Raw genomic sequence first — 16871 nt, 5'->3', positions numbered from 1 at the left:
CGAATGAGTCTCAGCCGACGGAATATGACGGCGCCACATCGCCACAACCGTGCGGACCGGGGCAGAGCGGTCTCGTACGCGAGGCATCGGCGTCGTCTCGGCGACGGTGGGCGTCTTGGCGTCGATGGCAGTCCCCGACGACTCGCACGGGCGACTGCGCGACGGTTCCCCATCGGCCACTGGGTAGTCGTGGCCACGCTCCGGTCGGATCGGTTCGACGCGAGACCGGTTCGAGGGCCGGTCAGGGGCCGGGCGAATGCACGGCCCTCTGGGCGACTCGCTGCGCGCGGTTCGGAGTCGGGCGCGTCCGGGGGTATGTGGCCGGTGACCGAGGCGAGTGGCCGGTCGCCCGGCGGCACTCGGGCGGCCGCTCGCGCACTCACGCCGGCTCGACGGGCGGGGCAGCGATGACCGGTAGAGCGGCTATCTCGCGTAGAATCGGCGGATAGCCCCCACTACAACGGGTACTATCGGCCGGTCGCACACGCCGTTCGCCGCCGTCGCGACACTACTCGCCGCTCGTACCGGGAATTGCGTCGACCCACCATCGTCGGTTGTGGAACCCGGCCGAGTTGCGGGTGTGACCGCCGCGCTTGCTAAAACTCTTACCCGTCGCCCATCCACACTCACAAAGTATCAGACGGCTGTCCAGTAGGCAGCCAGCCGAGCGCGAAAAATTCGGGGAAAGTCGAGGGCGCGGGGCCCCAATAGTGCTCAGCGCGACCCACCCCCGAGTTCGCGGAGGGGGTAGTTTTCGCCGGCGACCGCGCTCGCTCACGAAACCGCGTCTGGGCAGCGTCCTGCGCCAGCGAGTCTCCCCCGCTACTCGCTCGCTGCCGGGAGCGTCACCGCGAACGTGGTGCCCTCGCCGGGCTCGGAGTCGACGCGGATCTCGCCCCCGTGGCGCTCGACAATTCGTTGGCAGAGCGCGAGCCCGATGCCCGTCCCCGGATGCTCGTCGCGACTGTGCAACCGCTGGAAGACCTCGAAGATGCGGTCGTGCTCGTCCGGATCGATCCCGATCCCCTCGTCGCGCACCGAGACGGTCCACTCGTCACCGTCGCGCTCGGCCGCGACGTGTACCTGTGGGGGCTCGTCGCCGCTGTACTCGATCGCGTTACTCAACAAGTTTTGGAACAGTTGGCGAAGTTGCCGCGGGTCACCCTCGACGACGGGCAGGTCCGCCACCTCGATCCGAGCGTCGGTCTCGGCGATCCGCACGTGGAGATTCGCGCGGGCCTCCTCGACGACATCCTCGAGAGCGACCGGTTCGAACGGCTCGCCCTGCGTTTCGACCCGGGAGTACTCGAGCAGGCCGTCGATCATCGCGCGCATCCGCTCGGCGCCGTCGACGGCGAACGCGAGGAATTCGTGGCCATCCGCGTCGAGGGCGTCGCCATACCGTTGCTCGATCAACTGGAGGTAGCTCGAGACCATCCGCAGCGGCTCCTGCAGGTCGTGGCTGGCCGCGTAGGCGAACTGCTGCAGTCGTTCGTTGGATTCCTCGAGGCGGCGCTGGGTCTCCTTGAGGTCGGTGATGTTCTGGACGACGAGCATCCCGGCGTAGATTTCGTCGCCGGCGTCGCGGATGGGGAGCGTGTACGCCAAGAGGTGGCGGTCGCGATACTCGACGTCGAACGAGGTGGCCTCGCCCGCGAGGGCGGCGGTGAAGTACGGTTCGACCTCGTCGACAATGTCGTCCGGGTAGATGTCGTAGACGCTGGTGCCGACGCGGTCGTCAGGGGCGACGCCCATGGCGTCCAGTAGTTGCCCGCCGACGGCCGTATAGCGGAAGTCGTCGTCGAAGAGGGCGACCGCGCCGTTCGGGAAGTGCTCGACGAGCGTCCGGTACCGGCGCTCGCTCGCCTCGAGCTGTCGGCGTTGTTCTTTGCGCACGGTGATGTCGCGAACGATACCGACGCGTTCGGCGGTGCCGTCGCTCGAAACGGTCGAGAACGTCACCTCGACGGGGACGCGCTCGCCGTCGGCCGTCTCGATCGTCCCCTCGATGGTCGGCTTCGCCACCGCCTCGGTGGCCATCGCCTCCCGCAACTCGGCCGCGCGCTCGAGCGTCTCGTCCGCGACGACGCGCGAGGCGTGCGTGCCCAGCAACTCGTCGCGGTCGTAGCCGGTCAACGCGGCGTAGGCGTCGTTGACCATCGTGTACTCCAGCGCATCGTCCGCGACGTAGATGCCGTCGTTACTCGTTTCGACGATCGCTTCGTACTTCGCCAGTTCGCGGTCGCGGCGCTTGCGCTCGGTGATGTCGCGGCCGATCCCGGCCAGCCGGGGCTCGCCGTCGGGAGCGGTGAGCGTGGTCGCGACGAACTCGTAGGGGATCGTGGCGCCGTCCGCGGTCTGCAACGCGGCTTCGACGCGCGTCCGACCGGTCTCGAGCCCGTCGGCGATCGCGGTCGTGATCGCCTCGTGTGCGGACTCGTCGAAGAAGTCGAGCGCGTGCATCGACTCGATGGCAGCGTGTGTGTAGCCCGTCACCGCGGCGAGACTCTCGTTCCACCGCCGGAGCCGTCCGTCCGTATCGAGGACGTAGAAGAGGTCGTCGACGGCGTCCAGAATCGCGTCAGTGTACTCGGTGTACTGTTCGAGGGTGCGCCGGCGCTGGGTCCGCTCGAGTTCGTAGCTGACCCACTGCGTGACGAGTTCGACGAACGTCCGCTCGGCCGGCGTGAACGACGCTGCCCGCGGGGACGCGTCTTCGAAACAGAGCGTGCCGTATAGCTCGCCGTCGACGATCACCGACCCGCCGATATAACACTCGAGGCCCAAGGTCTCGTAGCTCTCGTCGTCGATCCCCGCGTCAGTCGGGGCGTCGGTGAACGCGAGCAACCCCTCGGTCTCGACGGTCGTCCGGCAGTAGGTCTCCGACAGCGGCGCGACCAAGCCGGGCTGGACGCGCGGGTCGTCGCTGCTGGCGTGGGTGACCTCGAAAGAATCCTCGGCTTCGTCGACGGTCGCCAGATAGCCGGTTTCGACGCCGAGGCGCTCCCGGCCGAGGGCGAGCATCCGGGTGACCTTCTCGTCGAACGACTGCTCGCGGTCGGCGCTGATCGCGTACAACTGCTGGAGCGTGCGGTTGGTTGCCTCGATCTCGCGTTTGGCCGCCGCGCGCTCGGTGACGTCGCGGACGTAGATCGACAGCCCCGTCGCCGACGGGTACGCTTGCGCGTCGAACCATTTGTCGGCCGGCGCGTAGTACGCGTCGACGCCGACCGGCTCTTGGGTGGCCATCGCCTCGCGGAAGCGCTCTTCGAACACCGTGTCGACCACGTCGGGAACGGCCTCCCAGAGCGTCTCGCCGAGGAACTCCGCGGTGTCGAGGCCAAGAGCCGTCGCGGCGCGCTCGTTGGCGTAGGTGAACTCCCACGCCTCGTTGACGGCGATGACGCCGTCGGTGATCCGGCCGTAGACCTCCGCGAGTTCCGCCGCCAACGCGTCCGTTCGGCGCTCGAGGTCGCGCGCGTGCTCTTTGAGGGCGGTGACGTCCTCGCCGGTGGTGACCACGCGGTCGACCGCGCCATCGGCGGTCAGGATGGGCGCGGCGTTGACCGACAGCCACCGCGAGTCACCGTCCGGGCGGTCGATCTCGAGTATCCGGTCGGCCACTGGCTCGCCCGTCGCGAGCACCTGCGCGAACGGGTGCTCGTCGACCGCGAGTTCGCGGCCGTCCTCGTCGTAGACGGTCCGATCGGACGGGGCGTACGCTTGCGGCTCTGCGATGTCGAGGAGCTCCCGCGCGCGCTCGTTCAGCCGCGTGATCTCGCCGTCGGCATCAAGTACTTGGATGCCGATCGGCGCGGTGTCGAGAATGCGCTCGGTCAGGTCGCGTTCGCGTTGGAGTTGTTGCTCGCGCGCGGCGAGCGTCCGCTCGGTACGCTTGCGGTCGGTGATATCGCGGGCGATGCCGACGGTCCCCCGGAACGTGCCGGCTTCGACGAGCAGGCTGAAGCGCAACTCGCAGTCGATCGTCGCCCCTTCGGCCGTCCGTACGGGAAACTCGAACGTCTCGACCTGCCGCTCGCCGGTCGTGAGTCGCCGGCGGATCTCGCGCTGGATCTGCTCGATGTCGGCGGCGGCGAGGACGAGCGAGACGTGTTCGCCGAGGAGGGCCTCGCGGTCGTAGCCCGTCTGCTCGAGGATGACGTCGTTGACGGCTTCGAACCGGCCGGCGGCGTCGAGCTGGTAGATGCCGTCGTCGACCACGTTCACGAGCGTCTCGTACCGCTGGCGCGCGACGTCGTCGCTCGTCTCCGCCCAGAAGGTTGCGCCGGGCGGCGCTGGTCGCTCACTCATTTACCGCGTAGTGGCCGTTTAGCCGGATAAATCCCACGCCTATCGGTGTGGCCGGCCGTCGATGGGCGACCACCCTTCGATCGATGGCGACCTGCGACCGTGGCCCACCGGCCGAACCCGACTGGATGGTCGTGGCAACACTGACGCGGCTCTCGGGCCAACAGGGCGGGCGTCACCGGCTTCCAGTCGCATCTGCGACCGCCGGCTACAACTCGGTGAGGCGGCGCTACGCCGGTGTGGTGGCCTCCACGGCCCCGTCACGCTCGGCCCACTGCCGTTCGAGCGTCCGTTTCTGGGCAAGATAGCGGTACGCTTTCGCCCGCCACCCGCCGTGGTCGGTGGGCACGCGACTGTAGCCGTGGAACTCGTCGTGGATCTCCTGCTCGGTGTACTCGTACGCGGTGCTGTCCGCGCTGTCGAGGGCGGCGGCGATCGCCGAGGCGCTGTGCCGTCGACCTCACCTCCGCTCGCGGCCCCGCTATGCGGGCCGTCATCCATGTCGCACGCGGGTCGGGCGGCGCGCCGTCACACTACCCTCGCGGCGGGCCCGACCGCATCACGGGCCGCACAGCGGCGGAGACGGACGGACAGCGCCACGTGCCGGTACGGGGAGAGCGACCGACTCGGCGGACGCGCGTCGCTACACCGGATGCGGGTCGCCGGCCTGACTACTCTTCTCGCGGCGTCGAGCGGGCGCCGGAGGGTGGTCGTCGGTGTGGGACCACCACCGGCGCAGCCACGGCCGAGAGGGCGTTGAACGCGTCGGGCCGCACTCGGCGTCGGAAGCAGCCGCGGGCGGGGGTGAGCGCCGCTGGGCGGCACGCCTCGGGGGTCGTCGCGGTGATCGTCGCTGGCGGCTCGCCGATGTTGCGGGCATGGCTATCGGTTCGCCGACGTTATTCCGCACCGCGAGGGTGTCCCCCGACCACTCGTCGTCGCGGCCGGGTCCGACGGACTGCCACCGCGGCGGGGCAGCAACGGGGCGTGGTGCAGGGCGTAGCAAGCCAGTTAGCAGCCGCGCAGGCGCGGTCCGGGGTGGTAGCGGGCGGCATCACCGCCGGGGTGACCGTACCGACGGGGCAGTCGCCCAGTAGAGAGCGGCGTGCCGCCGGTTCACGAGCGGTATCGCGTCGTGGGCGGCGTCGCGTCGCGGGCGGGCCATCCGCATCGGCGTCAGCCCCAGCCGTCGGTGGGTCGCCGGCCCGGCGTGCGGCCGTGACCGCTGTGAGGGCGTGAACGAGCCTGTATGGGCAGCCGCGCTTCGAGTCGCGGCTCCAAGGGATAAAAGGAGGCGACGACGGCGTGATCGGAGAGGGTCGTCGCAGCCGCCCACGCGCGCCGATCGCGCTCCCGCATCGTAGTGCCACGGCCGGATGGGGTCAGCCCGTATCGTGTCCGGGCCAGCAACTGGAGTTTCGGGGTGGACGAGGTCCCAAACGCGTGCGTCCGCTCGTCGTATGGGCGCTGATCAAGGCGATTGGATAATAGTACAAGCAACTTCCGACCCACTTCGACAGGTCGACGACTCGACTGGCGCCGACTCACCTCTGGAGCGTGCTCCGAGAGTGGGGTCGGTTGTGAGAGCTTCTCCCGGTGCGACTCGCGGACGAACGGGGTCTCTGTCCGCAGCTCCCGATCTCGCTCGACGGACCCTTCATCTCGGCGAAGGGCTGCTGCGCTCTTGCTGGTGGCGCCCGATGGTGTGTTAGCCCGGGTGCGAGTCCGATGCGTCTCGGACGGCGCTCATTCGACGAACTCAATGAGGTCGGTCGACCCAAAAATCGACAGCCGTGGACGAGCAACATGCTCTCACGGGGTGGTGGCCGATTCCCCGCGTGCGCGTGCGTGCGCTCGGGAGAACCAGTATTGATGCCCCGGTTCGTGTCCCTCGGTCCCGGCTGCCACTTTTTGCGTCGAGGTGGTGTGCGGCTAACGACGACACGGCCTCGCCACTCCGACACGGCCTCACCATTACGAAAGCGAGCAGCCGGCGTCGACGGGACGGGTTACTCGTCGTCGCGTGCCGTCGGGAAGCGATACTGGGGTGCGCGCCCCGAGGTGTCGACCTCCATGCCGTAGAGTTGGTGTAACTCCTCGCGGATCTTTTTGAGTCGCCGCCCGAGATGGCGCGCGTCCGCGTAGTCGAACGTATGGTCCGTGCTGGCCGCCGCTTCTGCTAGCACATCGTACAGCTTAGTCGTCGAGTGGAAGCGAGTGGCGCACTTGGGCTGCGTCTCGAGGTAGTGGTCGAGTGCAGGCCGGAGCGGATCGTCTTCGAGGACGAACGCCGCGCGCTCGCCCCCCATCGCCTCGAGGAGGGCGTCGACGCCGTCGAGGTCGAGTGCCTCCGCACAGAGGTGTGCGCAGGCCGCCCAGTCGGCCATCCGGTGCTGCGACCGTAACGCCGCGCGCTCCGTGTCGTGGTAGACCCGGAGGACGGCGTTGACGTTGTCGAGGAGCGCGGAGAGCAGTGGCTCGCGGGCCTCGTCGACCACCTCGAGGAACGGCGTCGTACCGACGAAGTCGGCCGTGCCGGTCGCGATCCGCTCGAGGTTGAACACGAGCATCCGCTCGGCGACGTCGTCGCGCCGGAACGGCGGGTCGCGCGAGGTGAGCGACAGCCAGCACTGCGGATCGTACGAGGCGAGGTCGACCGTCGAGTAGAGCTTGCGCAGTTCCAGCTTCGCGCCGGTCGCCACCGCGGCCAGCACGTCGTTCGCCCACCGACGGCCGTCGTCGTAGTTGTCGATGAACGTCAGCGGCCGGTTCGCGAGGACGGCGTAGAAGTCCTTCTTCTCGTCGGGCATCACCGTCTCTTTGAACGACGGCCCGTAGAACAGCCGGCCGATCATCCGCTGGGTGACCGTCTTGCCGCTGCCCTTCGGGCCGACCCACGCGAGGATCGGCCGCGCCGAGAGGAGCGACGTCAGCGGGATGATGTGCAGGTGCAGGTAGAGCTGTAGCCGTTGCTGGGCCGGCGTCAGGACGGCGTCGCCGAAGTTCACGCGGTTCGTCACGTAGCGGTGGAGGAGATCGCCCTCGCCCGCCCACGGCGAGCGCTCGCCCGGAATGTCCCCGTCGGGCTCCGGGCGCGCCGCGGGTGGGACGTACGTCCACGGCTCCCCGCGCTCGTCGCGGAAGAGGACGTCCGTCCCGTTCGGCCGATGCTCGGGCGCCTCGTCGCTCCCGTCGACCACGTAGTAGCCGTCGTCGAAGTCGCTGACGTACAGTTCGCCCGCCTCTGCGTTGTAGCAGGCGAACTGGTGGACGGCGCGGCGCGCGGCGATCCGGCGGCCGTGAATCCGGATGTCCTTGAAGAGCCCCCGCGACCACTGGTCCATCGAGAGGCCGAACCGCGCTTTGATCAGCCCGTGGAACTCGTCGTGGATCTCCTGCTGGCCCGACGCGTCGATCGGATAGAGCCGGTGTTCCGGATCGAAGAAGTACCAGAGTCGGCCGTCGTCCGACCGGATGAACGACCCGTTCGCCTCGAGGTCGATCCGGATCGCGTGCTCGAAGATGTCGCGCACGTCCTTTCCCGAGAGGTCGCTTCGGCGATGGAACTCACGCTGGGCCGTCGGGAGTTCGTCGCCGTCGATGATGTCATCGACCCCGAGTAGGCTCTCCGTCCCCTCGTCGTCCGTCCGGCTCGCGACCGCCGTCGGGTCGTGATCGGCGGCCTCGACGGCGGCCGCGAACAGGTAGCTCGGATCGCCCGCGGTCTCGCCCCAGCAGTAGCGGGCGTGGTTGACAGGCAGGGCGGCGTCGAGCACCTGCGCGAACGCGGCTGCATCGTAGTCGCGGTAGAACTCGGCCACGTCGATCGTCTGCTGGGTCACCCCGTCGGCGGCCGTGAGTCGGCCGACCCGCACCTCGCGCGGGTGGCCCGTCTCGGCGAGGTCCGTGGCGGTCGTCAGTGCGGCGCGGAGGCCGGCCCCGGACACTTCGTCTTCGTCCATGACGACCGTCACCCGTTTGCCGCTGAGCGCCCGTGCGGCCGTCTTGAGGCGGTCCTCGCCGAAGGCCGTCCCAACAGGCGCGATCGCGGCGAAACCGGCGTCGTGGAGCGCGAGGGCGTCTGTGACGCCTTCGGTGACGACGACGTGCTCCGCGGACCGTGCGGTATCGAGGCCGAAGACCGGTTCGGTGACGCACGCGGTCGGCCCGGTGCCGTCCGGGTCCGGATTCCGGAGCTTTCGATACTTCGAGGGGGTCCGGCCGGGCGTCTGTGGGGTCCGCCGCCCGATGAAGTAGCGCGGTGCGCCGCGCACCCGGTAGGGGAAGATGAGCCGCCCGTCGAAGTAGTCGACGAGCTCGCCCTCGTCGTTCTCGCTGACCAGCCCCGACTGACGGAGCAGGTGGTCCTCGAAGCCCTCCGCGCGGAGGTAGTCGACCAGTGCGCGCGGCTCGCGGGGGGCGTAGCCGATGCCCGCCTCGTCGAGGATCGCCGCGCTGAGTCCCCACCGGTTGCGGACGTACGCCGCCCACGTCTCGGTGGGCTCGTCCGGGCGGGGCTCATCGAGGTGCTGACGGTAGAACGTACAGGCCGCCGTGTGCACCTCGGTGATCGCCGCTCGTTCGTGGCGTCTGGCGGCCAGTTCGCGCCGATCCGCGCCCGACATCCGATCCGCGATTCCCGCTGCTTCGGTGGCGAGATCGAGCACGAGCGGGAAGACGTCGGCGAGGTCGTCGGCATGCGCGCAGTCGACGAGCCCCTCGTCGACTGCGATGTAGTTGAGGAGGTCGCCACCGGCACCACAGCGGTGACAGTACCAGACGCCTTTGGCCGGGTTAACCGCGAAGTTGCCCGCCGCCGGCCCGCTCTCGTCGGCGTTCGTCGAGCCGTGGACGGGATGGGCGCCGCGATACTCGTCCCCGACGGCGACGAGATCGGTCGTGTGCTGGCCGTGAGCAGGATTCTCGATATACGCCTGCAGATCCGGAAGCGCTTCGACGAGCTCGTCGATCGAAGGGGGTGATGCCGCGTCGTCGTCCTGACCGCTCATTTCTTATCGCCCGGCCGCTGGCCGATGGGTGGGCGCTCGGTAGCTGGCGCCTCCTTGAAAGCGGGCGGCGTGTCCGCCACGCCGTCCTTGGCGCGGTCGTTGCTCTCTCCTCTGGACTGTGCCACACGGGTGAGTGTGACGGTCCGACATCGGGCGTCGGTTGGCTGGTACTTTTGTAGATCTATCTCGTTGTTCGTCATTGTATTGGTCTGTTGATGATTCGGTGGAATCAGTAGCCGTTGCTCCGGCACGGCGGTGCCGTCCGAGGAACCCGACGTTCGAGTCCGCCCGAGATGGAGTTCGATTTCCTCAATGCTAAAGAGGCTCGACCTCCAATCTCGAAGCGGAACTCCGTCACGAGTTCCTGCACTGTACCACTACTCAGTGTTGTTGGCAGCCCGGTGGGCGGGCTGTCTACTCGTTTCCTACATGATTGCCTCAGGAAAGCAGATTGGCCACTATAACTGTTAGGATTGCTCGTGTTACGCGACTTTTTCGCCCTCTATATTGTACATTCATTTGGAAAGTTCCGGGTATGCCACTTAGATGTTATCGAGGTACCGGCGGCGTTGCTCCATCTTCTCCTGCGCCGAGCGCTGGTCGTAGTGCGCCTCGAGGACGTCCGGCGAGACGTTCGCCCGGTCACCGACCGCTCGCGTCGGCCAGTCGGCTTTGAGCCAGTGCGTGATCGCCCCGCGGCGGATCGCGTGCGGTGAGACCGACGACGGACAGCGGAACGCCGCCTCGTCACTGACGGCGTCGCAGTCGTCGATCGTCCGCCCGTGGGGACACTCGCCGGTGACGACGCAGGGGCGCGTCCAGCGATAGACGAACTTGCGGAGGTACGACTTGTAGGCGCGGCCACGAGTCGTCGCACACAGCGGCTCCCGGCCGTGCTCGTCGGTCACGTCCGGCCGGCGGTCGCCGACCCAGTCGTCGAGAACGCGGCGTGTGGCGTCGCTCAACGCGACGTACCGCTCGCCTTCGTGCTTGTTTTTCAGCGGCGTCGCCGTCTCCGGCCGATGCACGACTGCGAGCGACTGCTCGATCGGGTCGTAGTCGTCGACGTCGAGCGCGTGGAGCGCGCCAAGCCGGAGGCCGCACCGCCAGAACAGCACGAGGACGACGTGGTCGAGCGAGGCGTAGTGGTACGTCGCGAGATAGTCGAGGATCGCCGTCGCGCGCTCAGCGTCGAGCAGCACCTCGCGTGTGTTATCGCCGGGGTCGAGCGTCGGGCTCTGGACGGCGAGGTGGAGGTCAGGACTGGCGAACCCGAGTTGCTCGCACCAGCGGATGAACACGCGCAGCGTGTCCATCTGCGTCTTCTCGGAGACGCGATTCAGGTCGCCGTCCTCGCGGCGCCACAGCCGATAGGCGTGGAGCTCGCGCCCGGTGAGGTCGGCGATCGTCTCGATCGCCTCGGCCTCGCACCACCGCAGGAAGTGGCCGAGCCGGGAGCGATGGGCATAGAGGGTGCTTTGGGCGACGGTCGGTTCGCGATCGGCGAGATACATGTCGACGGCCGAGTTGGGATCGATCGGGTCAAGGTCTGGGTTCGGTGGCATAGGCTCTGGTCTCGAGGGAGACGCACGCGGGCCACGTCCGCACAGGCGGCGGTACAGTGGCCGGGCCGGCGTGTCCACGTGGCGGTGGTCGCCGGAGGTTCCCACCGCGGCAGGAGCCCGGCAGCGCAGGCGCGCCGCGCCGAGCAGCCCGGAACTGGGTCTGATCGCGGGTGAGCGCGAGCGACGCGAGCGCGAGGTACGGAAGAGGTTCTGCAACTTTGTTGCAGATTCTCTTCCGGTGGTTCGAATCCCGCCACGCCCGTTCTCGCGCGCGCGACAGCGAAGCCGACGACGGATCGTGCGAGGTTCGAAAGGGAGCGCCGCCGTGGCCGCGGTTCGAATCCCGTCAGCCGCACGTCCCGCCCGGGCGCCGACCGCCCGCGAGTCGCCGGTTCGAACCGGCGTCGTGACCGGGGATACGTCTTCGAGCCAATAATGTCGCTATGGATATATTATTCCGTAAAATAAAAAGCCTGTGGCCAAAAACGATGGGTCGAACCTCGTGAAGGGTGGTCAAATGATTGAGACGAACGCCGAACCGTCGCGGGTTTTGTCCCCACTGACAGATCGCATGACACGTATAATTATCAGATGTGGTAATCCGTGGATGAATTTTTTGAAGGGAGAGGGTTTGAGGGAAGTCAATGGCTATTGACGAGGCCGACCAGTCCGACGCCGGGGAGTTTTCTGACGCGGAGGCGTCGACGCCTGCGTCGGACGAGCGGACGTTCGACGGCCCGACGCGAAACTCGGACGTTCGCGTCGGCGAGTACACCTGGGCCGACTTCATGGAGGAGTACGGGTACGGCGACGAGGTGTCGGCGGTGTATCCCCACGGGACCGGGTCGTCCGGCGATCAACTCGGTCTCGGGACGTCGAGTGCGGTTCCGAGCGGCGACGACTGGGACAGCGTCGAGTTCGATCCCGAGGCGCACCTCGGCTACCACCCCGACGAGTTGTCGGACCTGATCACGGAGACGTTCGCCCCGAACGCGAAGTACTTCCGGAACGCTTTCCTCGAGTACCTCGACCCCGAGACGACGCCGGTCGTCAAGGACGTCTACTCGCTGGAACACTACAAGTGGGAGTACTACTACGACGACGAGGGGAATCGCCCCCGAAAGCGAAACGGCGAGATCGAACCGTTCGACTGCGAGGAAACGCTCGGGTTCGACCCGGACGACATCGAGCAAAAGCTCCACGAGGCCGGCAACGTCGCGATGGAACTCGACGACGTCGTCGACGCGCGGACGGTGAAAGTCCGGGAGGAACTCGACGAGGACGAGTTCTTCTCGACGGCCGAGGGGAACACGACCGTCGTGAACCGGTACGACCTCGAGAAGGCCGTCCCGCCGGAGAAGAAAGGCCACTTCCGCGAGGAGGAGCGCTACTGGGTGAACAAACCCTACGCGTTCGTCGTCATCTTCCACTCCCAGAAGGAAAACGAGAGGAAGTACTACATGATCGAGCCGTACCTGAACGAGATCGAAGAGGAACTTCAGGAGTTCCTCTCCGGGAAGCTCAGGACGGCGATCAAGTACTCCGACGATGGGATCAAACAGACCGAGAGCGAAGACGGCCGACGCGAGGTCATCGAAGAGGAGACTCGACGGCTGCTGAAACGCTACGACCTCTTCGAGCGGATCGGCGGCGACGACGAGAGCTTCTTCGACGCCGTCAGATCCATGCTGGACGACGAGGAGGAAGACGAGGAGGGCGTGGACCTCGATATCGGCGAGCGCGACCGGCAACTCGAAGGCATCAAGGTCCGTCCCGAACCGCTCCTCCTCGAGGAGGACTCGGACACGCTCAACGAGTACCAGGTCGAGAAGCTCCTGTACCTGCTCAAGCGGAACTTCATCGGCTACGAGCGCATCGACGGCATCAAACACGACATCAACGTCGAGGACATCTCCTGTGACGGGTACAACTCGCCCGTCTTCGTCTACCACTCCGAGTACGAGCAGATCATCACGAACATCCACCACGGCGAGGACGAACTCGACGACTTCGTCGTGAAACTCGCCCAGCGATCGGGCAAGGGGATCAGCAAGCGGCTGCCGCAGGTCGACGCGACCCTGCCGGACGGCTCGCGCGCCCAGTTGACCCTCGGCAACGAGGTCTCGGATCACGGGACCAACTACACGATCCGACAGTTCAAGGACGTCCCGTTCACGCCGATCGACCTCATCAACTGGAACACCTTCAGCCTCGACGAGATGGCGTTCCTCTGGCTCGCCATCGAGAACCACAAGAGCCTGATCTTCGCGGGTGGGACCGCGTCCGGGAAGACGACCTCGCTGAACGCGGTGTCGCTTTTCATCCCGTCGAACACCAAGATCGTCTCGATCGAGGACACCCGCGAGGTCGAACTCCCACAGCGCAACTGGATCGCCTCCGTCACCCGGCCGTCGTTCTCCGACGACGCCCAGGGCGACGTCGACGAGTTCGACCTGCTGGAGGCCGCACTCCGGCAACGGCCCGACTACATCGTGATGGGTGAGATCCGCGGCGAGGAGGGCCGGACGCTGTTCCAGGTCATGTCGACCGGCCACACCACCTACACCACGTTCCACGCCGACTCCGTCGACGAGGTCCTCAAGCGGTTCACGACCGACCCGATCAACGTCTCGAAGACGATGTTCACGGCGCTGGACCTGGTCTCGATCCAGACCCAGACGCGGGTCCAGGGCCGGAAGGTCCGCCGGAACAAGTCGCTGACCGAGATCAACCACTACGAGGCCGAAAACGACGAGATCAACGTCCAGGACGTCTACCAGTGGCAGGCCGAGACGGACGAGTACCTCAAGATGGGGGACTCGAACACCTTAGACGAGATCATGTTCGACCGCGGCTGGAACCGCGAGAAGCTGCAGAACGAACTGTTCAAGCGCAAGGTGATCCTCGCGTACCTGATCAAGAACGAACTCAACACGTACGCGGAGGTCGCGGCGACGATCCAGGCGTTCATCAACGATCCGGACACGATCCTGACGCTGATCGCGAACGGCCAACTCGAAGGGAGCCTCGAGGACCTCCGGGAGATGGAGAGCGTCCTGATCGACGTCGATCCCGAGAAGGAGGAACTCGTCCCGCGGCCGGACCCGACCAACGAGACGTACAACCTCTCGATGGACGTCCTGGAACGCGCCGAGGAGTCGCTGTTCGAGGAGTACCGCGGGAAGGTCCCGAGCGGCCTCGCGGGCGCGCTCGGCGGCGTCGACGAGGCGAACCCCGTCGAGGCCGACGCGGCCGGCGACGCCGCGTTCGACGCCGGGGACTGGGACGCCGACGACAACGCGCTCGGCTCCGGCGGAGACGGCGCCGTCGCGGACACCCCGTCGTGGCTCGACGAGGAGTCGGAGTCGGCGGAAGCGGAGAAAGCACTCCCGGACGCGCAGGCGTCGGGCGACGAGTCCGAGACGGCCGAACGGCCGGCGCTCGAGGCGGCCCCGGACGAGGAACCGACGATCGACGTCGGCGCCGACGCCTCGAACGCCGGCGCGACCGCGGAGGCCGCCAGCACCCCGGCGGGAGACGTCACCGGACAGGTCGACGACGGCGGATGGGCGGTCGACGGCGGTACGTCGACGGGCGAGTCCTCCGGGACGGACGACTTCGAGGAACTGTTCGAGGACGTCGACCGAACCTTCGAGGAACTCGAAGAACTCGAAGAGGCCGAGGCCGAAGCCGGCGGGGACGCCGGCACGTCGACGGAGGCCGCCGAGACGGACGACTCGATCTTCGGGACCGGCGCCGACTCCCTCTTCAGCGAGGATTCGGAGTCGGCCGACGCGATGCCCAGAGACGAGGCGACGGACCCGTCGACTGGCGAGGATTCGATCTTCGGGCACCCGGACGGCTCCCCGTTCGACGAGGAGTCGACGTCGATCTTCGACGGTGAGGAGGACGAACGATGAGTCTGGAAACCGGTAGCGGTAGCGGAACCGACGCCGAATCGCTCGCCGGGAGTTCGGACGCGCTCGGCGACACGTTCTACCCGCTGTACGAGCGGCTGTTCGACGAGGACAGCCAGTTCGTCTCCGACGTGGAGCTGAAACTCGCCCAGTCGCGGATGACCGACACCGTCGAGCTCTTCCTCTCGCGGGCGCTCGGGATCGGCCTGCTGACGGGCGGGATGCTCTGGTTCGTCGGCCTGGTGCTCGGCTACGCGATCTTCGCGACCGGCGTCGTCAGCGCGGAGTCGCTCAGTCTCGGGCTCCCGGTCGGCAACGAGGCGGTGATCGCCGTCCTCAACCAGGCGAAGCTACCGCTGGCGATCCTGCTGACGGGGATGGTCCTCGGGACGATCGGCTTCGCGCTCGGCTTCGGCTCGCTGGTCGCGATCCCCTACTCGCGGGCCTCGGCGCGCCAACGCGAGATCAACATGCTGCTCACGGACTCGGTCTCGTACATGTACGCGCTGGCGGTCGGCGGCCTCAACCAGCTCGAGATCCTCGAGGCGATGGCACAGGCCGACGACACCTACGGCGAGGTCGCCAAGGAGTTCCAGAGCATCGTCCAGGAGACCGAGTACTTCGACGTCGACTACCGGACGGCGATCCGCAAGCAGGCGATCGAGACGCCGAGCGACGAGCTCTCGCAGTTCCTGACCGACATGCTCTCGATCATCAACAGCGGCGGCGACATGGAGAGTTTCCTGTCGGACAAGAAGGAAAAGCACATGCGGACCGCAAAGCAGGAACAGGAGACGACCCTCGAGACGCTCGAGTTGTTCGGCGAGATGTACATGACGCTCTCGCTGTTCCCGCTGCTTTTGATCATCATTCTGGTCATCATGCAGATGATCCCGAGCGCGAGCGTCTCCGACGGGATGATCTACCTGACCATCTACGGACTGATCCCGCTGACCGGCGTCGGCTTCATCGTCCTCGTCTCGACGGTCAAACACGACGAACCGGGCGACGGCTACCTCAGACACGCCCACGACGACCGACGAGTCCAGGCCGCCGAGGAGCAGGGGCTGCTCAACCTCGGGCTGGTCGAGCAGTTCACCGGCGAGTACAACGTCTTCAACCGCATCAAGAACCGCGAGGGGACCTACGAGACCCTTCAGGTGCTCCAGAAGCCTCACCTGTTCTTCCGGGACAACCCGCTGTACACGCTCGCGCTGACCGGCCCCGCGGCGCTGGTGATCGTCGTGACGGCGATGGTCAGCGGCTCCGCCCCGGTGTCGTGGTCCGGAATGATCGAGCGGCCGGTGTGGGGGACGTTCCTCTACGTCTACGTCCCGCTGTACCTGACGATGGTCCCGCTGACGGTCTTCCGGGAGTGGAACGTCCGCTCGCGGAACGCGGTCGTCAGGACGCTCTCGGAGGACCTCCGGAAGCTCTCGAGCGCGAACGACACCGGAATGACGTTGCTCGAGTCGCTGAAGGCCGTCTCCGACACGACCAGCGGGAAACTCGCCCGCGAGTTCGAGGTCATGCACACGAAGGTCAACTACGGGATGAGCCTCCAGGAGGCGCTCGTCGAGTTCAACAACAAGTACCACATCCCGCGGCTGGCCCGGACCGTCAAACTCATCGCGAAGTCCCAGGAGGCGTCGAACCAGATCTCCGACGTGCTGCGAACCGCCGCCCAGGCCAGCGAGAACCAGGACGACATCGTCCGCGAGCGCAAGTCCCGGACGCTGATGCAGGTCGTGATCATCATCATGACGTTCATGACCCTGCTCGCGGTGATCGCGATCCTCAAGACGCAGTTCATCGACACGATGGCGGGGCTCGACACCAGCGGCGCCGACACCGGATCGAGCGCCGCCGGGGCCGGCATCGGCAACGCGGACTTCAGCCAGAACGTCGACACGAATCAGCTCTCGCTGCTGTTCTTCCACGCGGTGACGCTCCAGGGGATCCTCTCGGGGTTCATCGCAGGCTACATCCGCGACGCCGACCTCCTGAGCGGGCTGAAGTTCGTCCTCGTCCTCTCGACCGTCGCACTCGTGGCGTGGGTGATGGTGGCCTGA

6 protein-coding genes are annotated in these 16871 nt (G+C 67.0%); 2 read left to right on the top strand and 4 right to left on the bottom strand.

Annotation, left to right across the window (positions count from 1 at the left end; genetic code table 11):
* Positions 1–822: 822 nt before the first annotated feature.
* From NKG98_RS00475 to NKG98_RS00460, 4 genes are all read right to left on the bottom strand, one after another.
* Positions 823–4311: a PAS domain S-box protein gene (locus NKG98_RS00475; protein WP_254767779.1), complete on the bottom strand. Its 3489-nt coding sequence runs from the start codon at positions 4309–4311 to the stop codon at positions 823–825.
* A gap of 2006 nt (positions 4312–6317) precedes the next feature.
* On the bottom strand, positions 6318–9317 hold the full coding sequence (locus NKG98_RS00470) for a toprim domain-containing protein (protein ID WP_254767778.1): 3000 nt from the start codon (positions 9315–9317) through the stop codon (positions 6318–6320).
* On the bottom strand, positions 9314–9517 hold the full coding sequence (locus tag NKG98_RS00465) for a hypothetical protein (RefSeq protein WP_254767777.1): 204 nt from the start codon (positions 9515–9517) through the stop codon (positions 9314–9316). The genes NKG98_RS00470 and NKG98_RS00465 overlap by 4 nt, the downstream gene beginning before the upstream one ends.
* 342 nt (positions 9518–9859) lie before the next feature.
* Positions 9860–10882, bottom strand: a complete 1023-nt coding sequence (locus NKG98_RS00460; RefSeq protein WP_254767776.1) for a tyrosine-type recombinase/integrase — start codon at positions 10880–10882, stop codon at positions 9860–9862.
* A 644-nt stretch (positions 10883–11526) separates the two neighbouring features.
* Between NKG98_RS00460 and NKG98_RS00455 the strand changes: the two genes are divergently transcribed.
* On the top strand, positions 11527–14802 hold the full coding sequence (locus NKG98_RS00455) for an ATPase, T2SS/T4P/T4SS family (protein ID WP_254767775.1): 3276 nt from the start codon (positions 11527–11529) through the stop codon (positions 14800–14802).
* Positions 14799–16871: a type II secretion system F family protein gene (locus NKG98_RS00450; RefSeq protein ID WP_254767774.1), complete on the top strand. Its 2073-nt coding sequence runs from the start codon at positions 14799–14801 to the stop codon at positions 16869–16871. Before NKG98_RS00455 ends, NKG98_RS00450 begins: the two co-directional genes overlap by 4 nt.

The organism is Salinilacihabitans rarus, assembly GCF_024296665.1.
In the GTDB taxonomy this organism is placed as follows: Archaea; Halobacteriota; Halobacteria; order Halobacteriales; family Natrialbaceae; genus Salinilacihabitans; species Salinilacihabitans rarus.
The sequence above is the reverse complement of the archived record's forward strand: the minus strand, read 5'-3'. Positions and strand labels throughout refer to the sequence as shown.

Coding starts and splice junctions, on each gene's coding strand:
- NKG98_RS00475 (WP_254767779.1), bottom strand. CDS start 4,311: ATGAGTGAGCGACCAGCGCCGCCCGGCGCAACCTTCTGGGCGGAGACG.
- NKG98_RS00470 (WP_254767778.1), bottom strand. CDS start 9,317: ATGAGCGGTCAGGACGACGACGCGGCATCACCCCCTTCGATCGACGAG.
- NKG98_RS00465 (WP_254767777.1), bottom strand. CDS start 9,517: ATGACGAACAACGAGATAGATCTACAAAAGTACCAGCCAACCGACGCC.
- NKG98_RS00460 (WP_254767776.1), bottom strand. CDS start 10,882: ATGCCACCGAACCCAGACCTTGACCCGATCGATCCCAACTCGGCCGTC.
- NKG98_RS00455 (WP_254767775.1), top strand. CDS start 11,527: ATGGCTATTGACGAGGCCGACCAGTCCGACGCCGGGGAGTTTTCTGAC.
- NKG98_RS00450 (WP_254767774.1), top strand. CDS start 14,799: ATGAGTCTGGAAACCGGTAGCGGTAGCGGAACCGACGCCGAATCGCTC.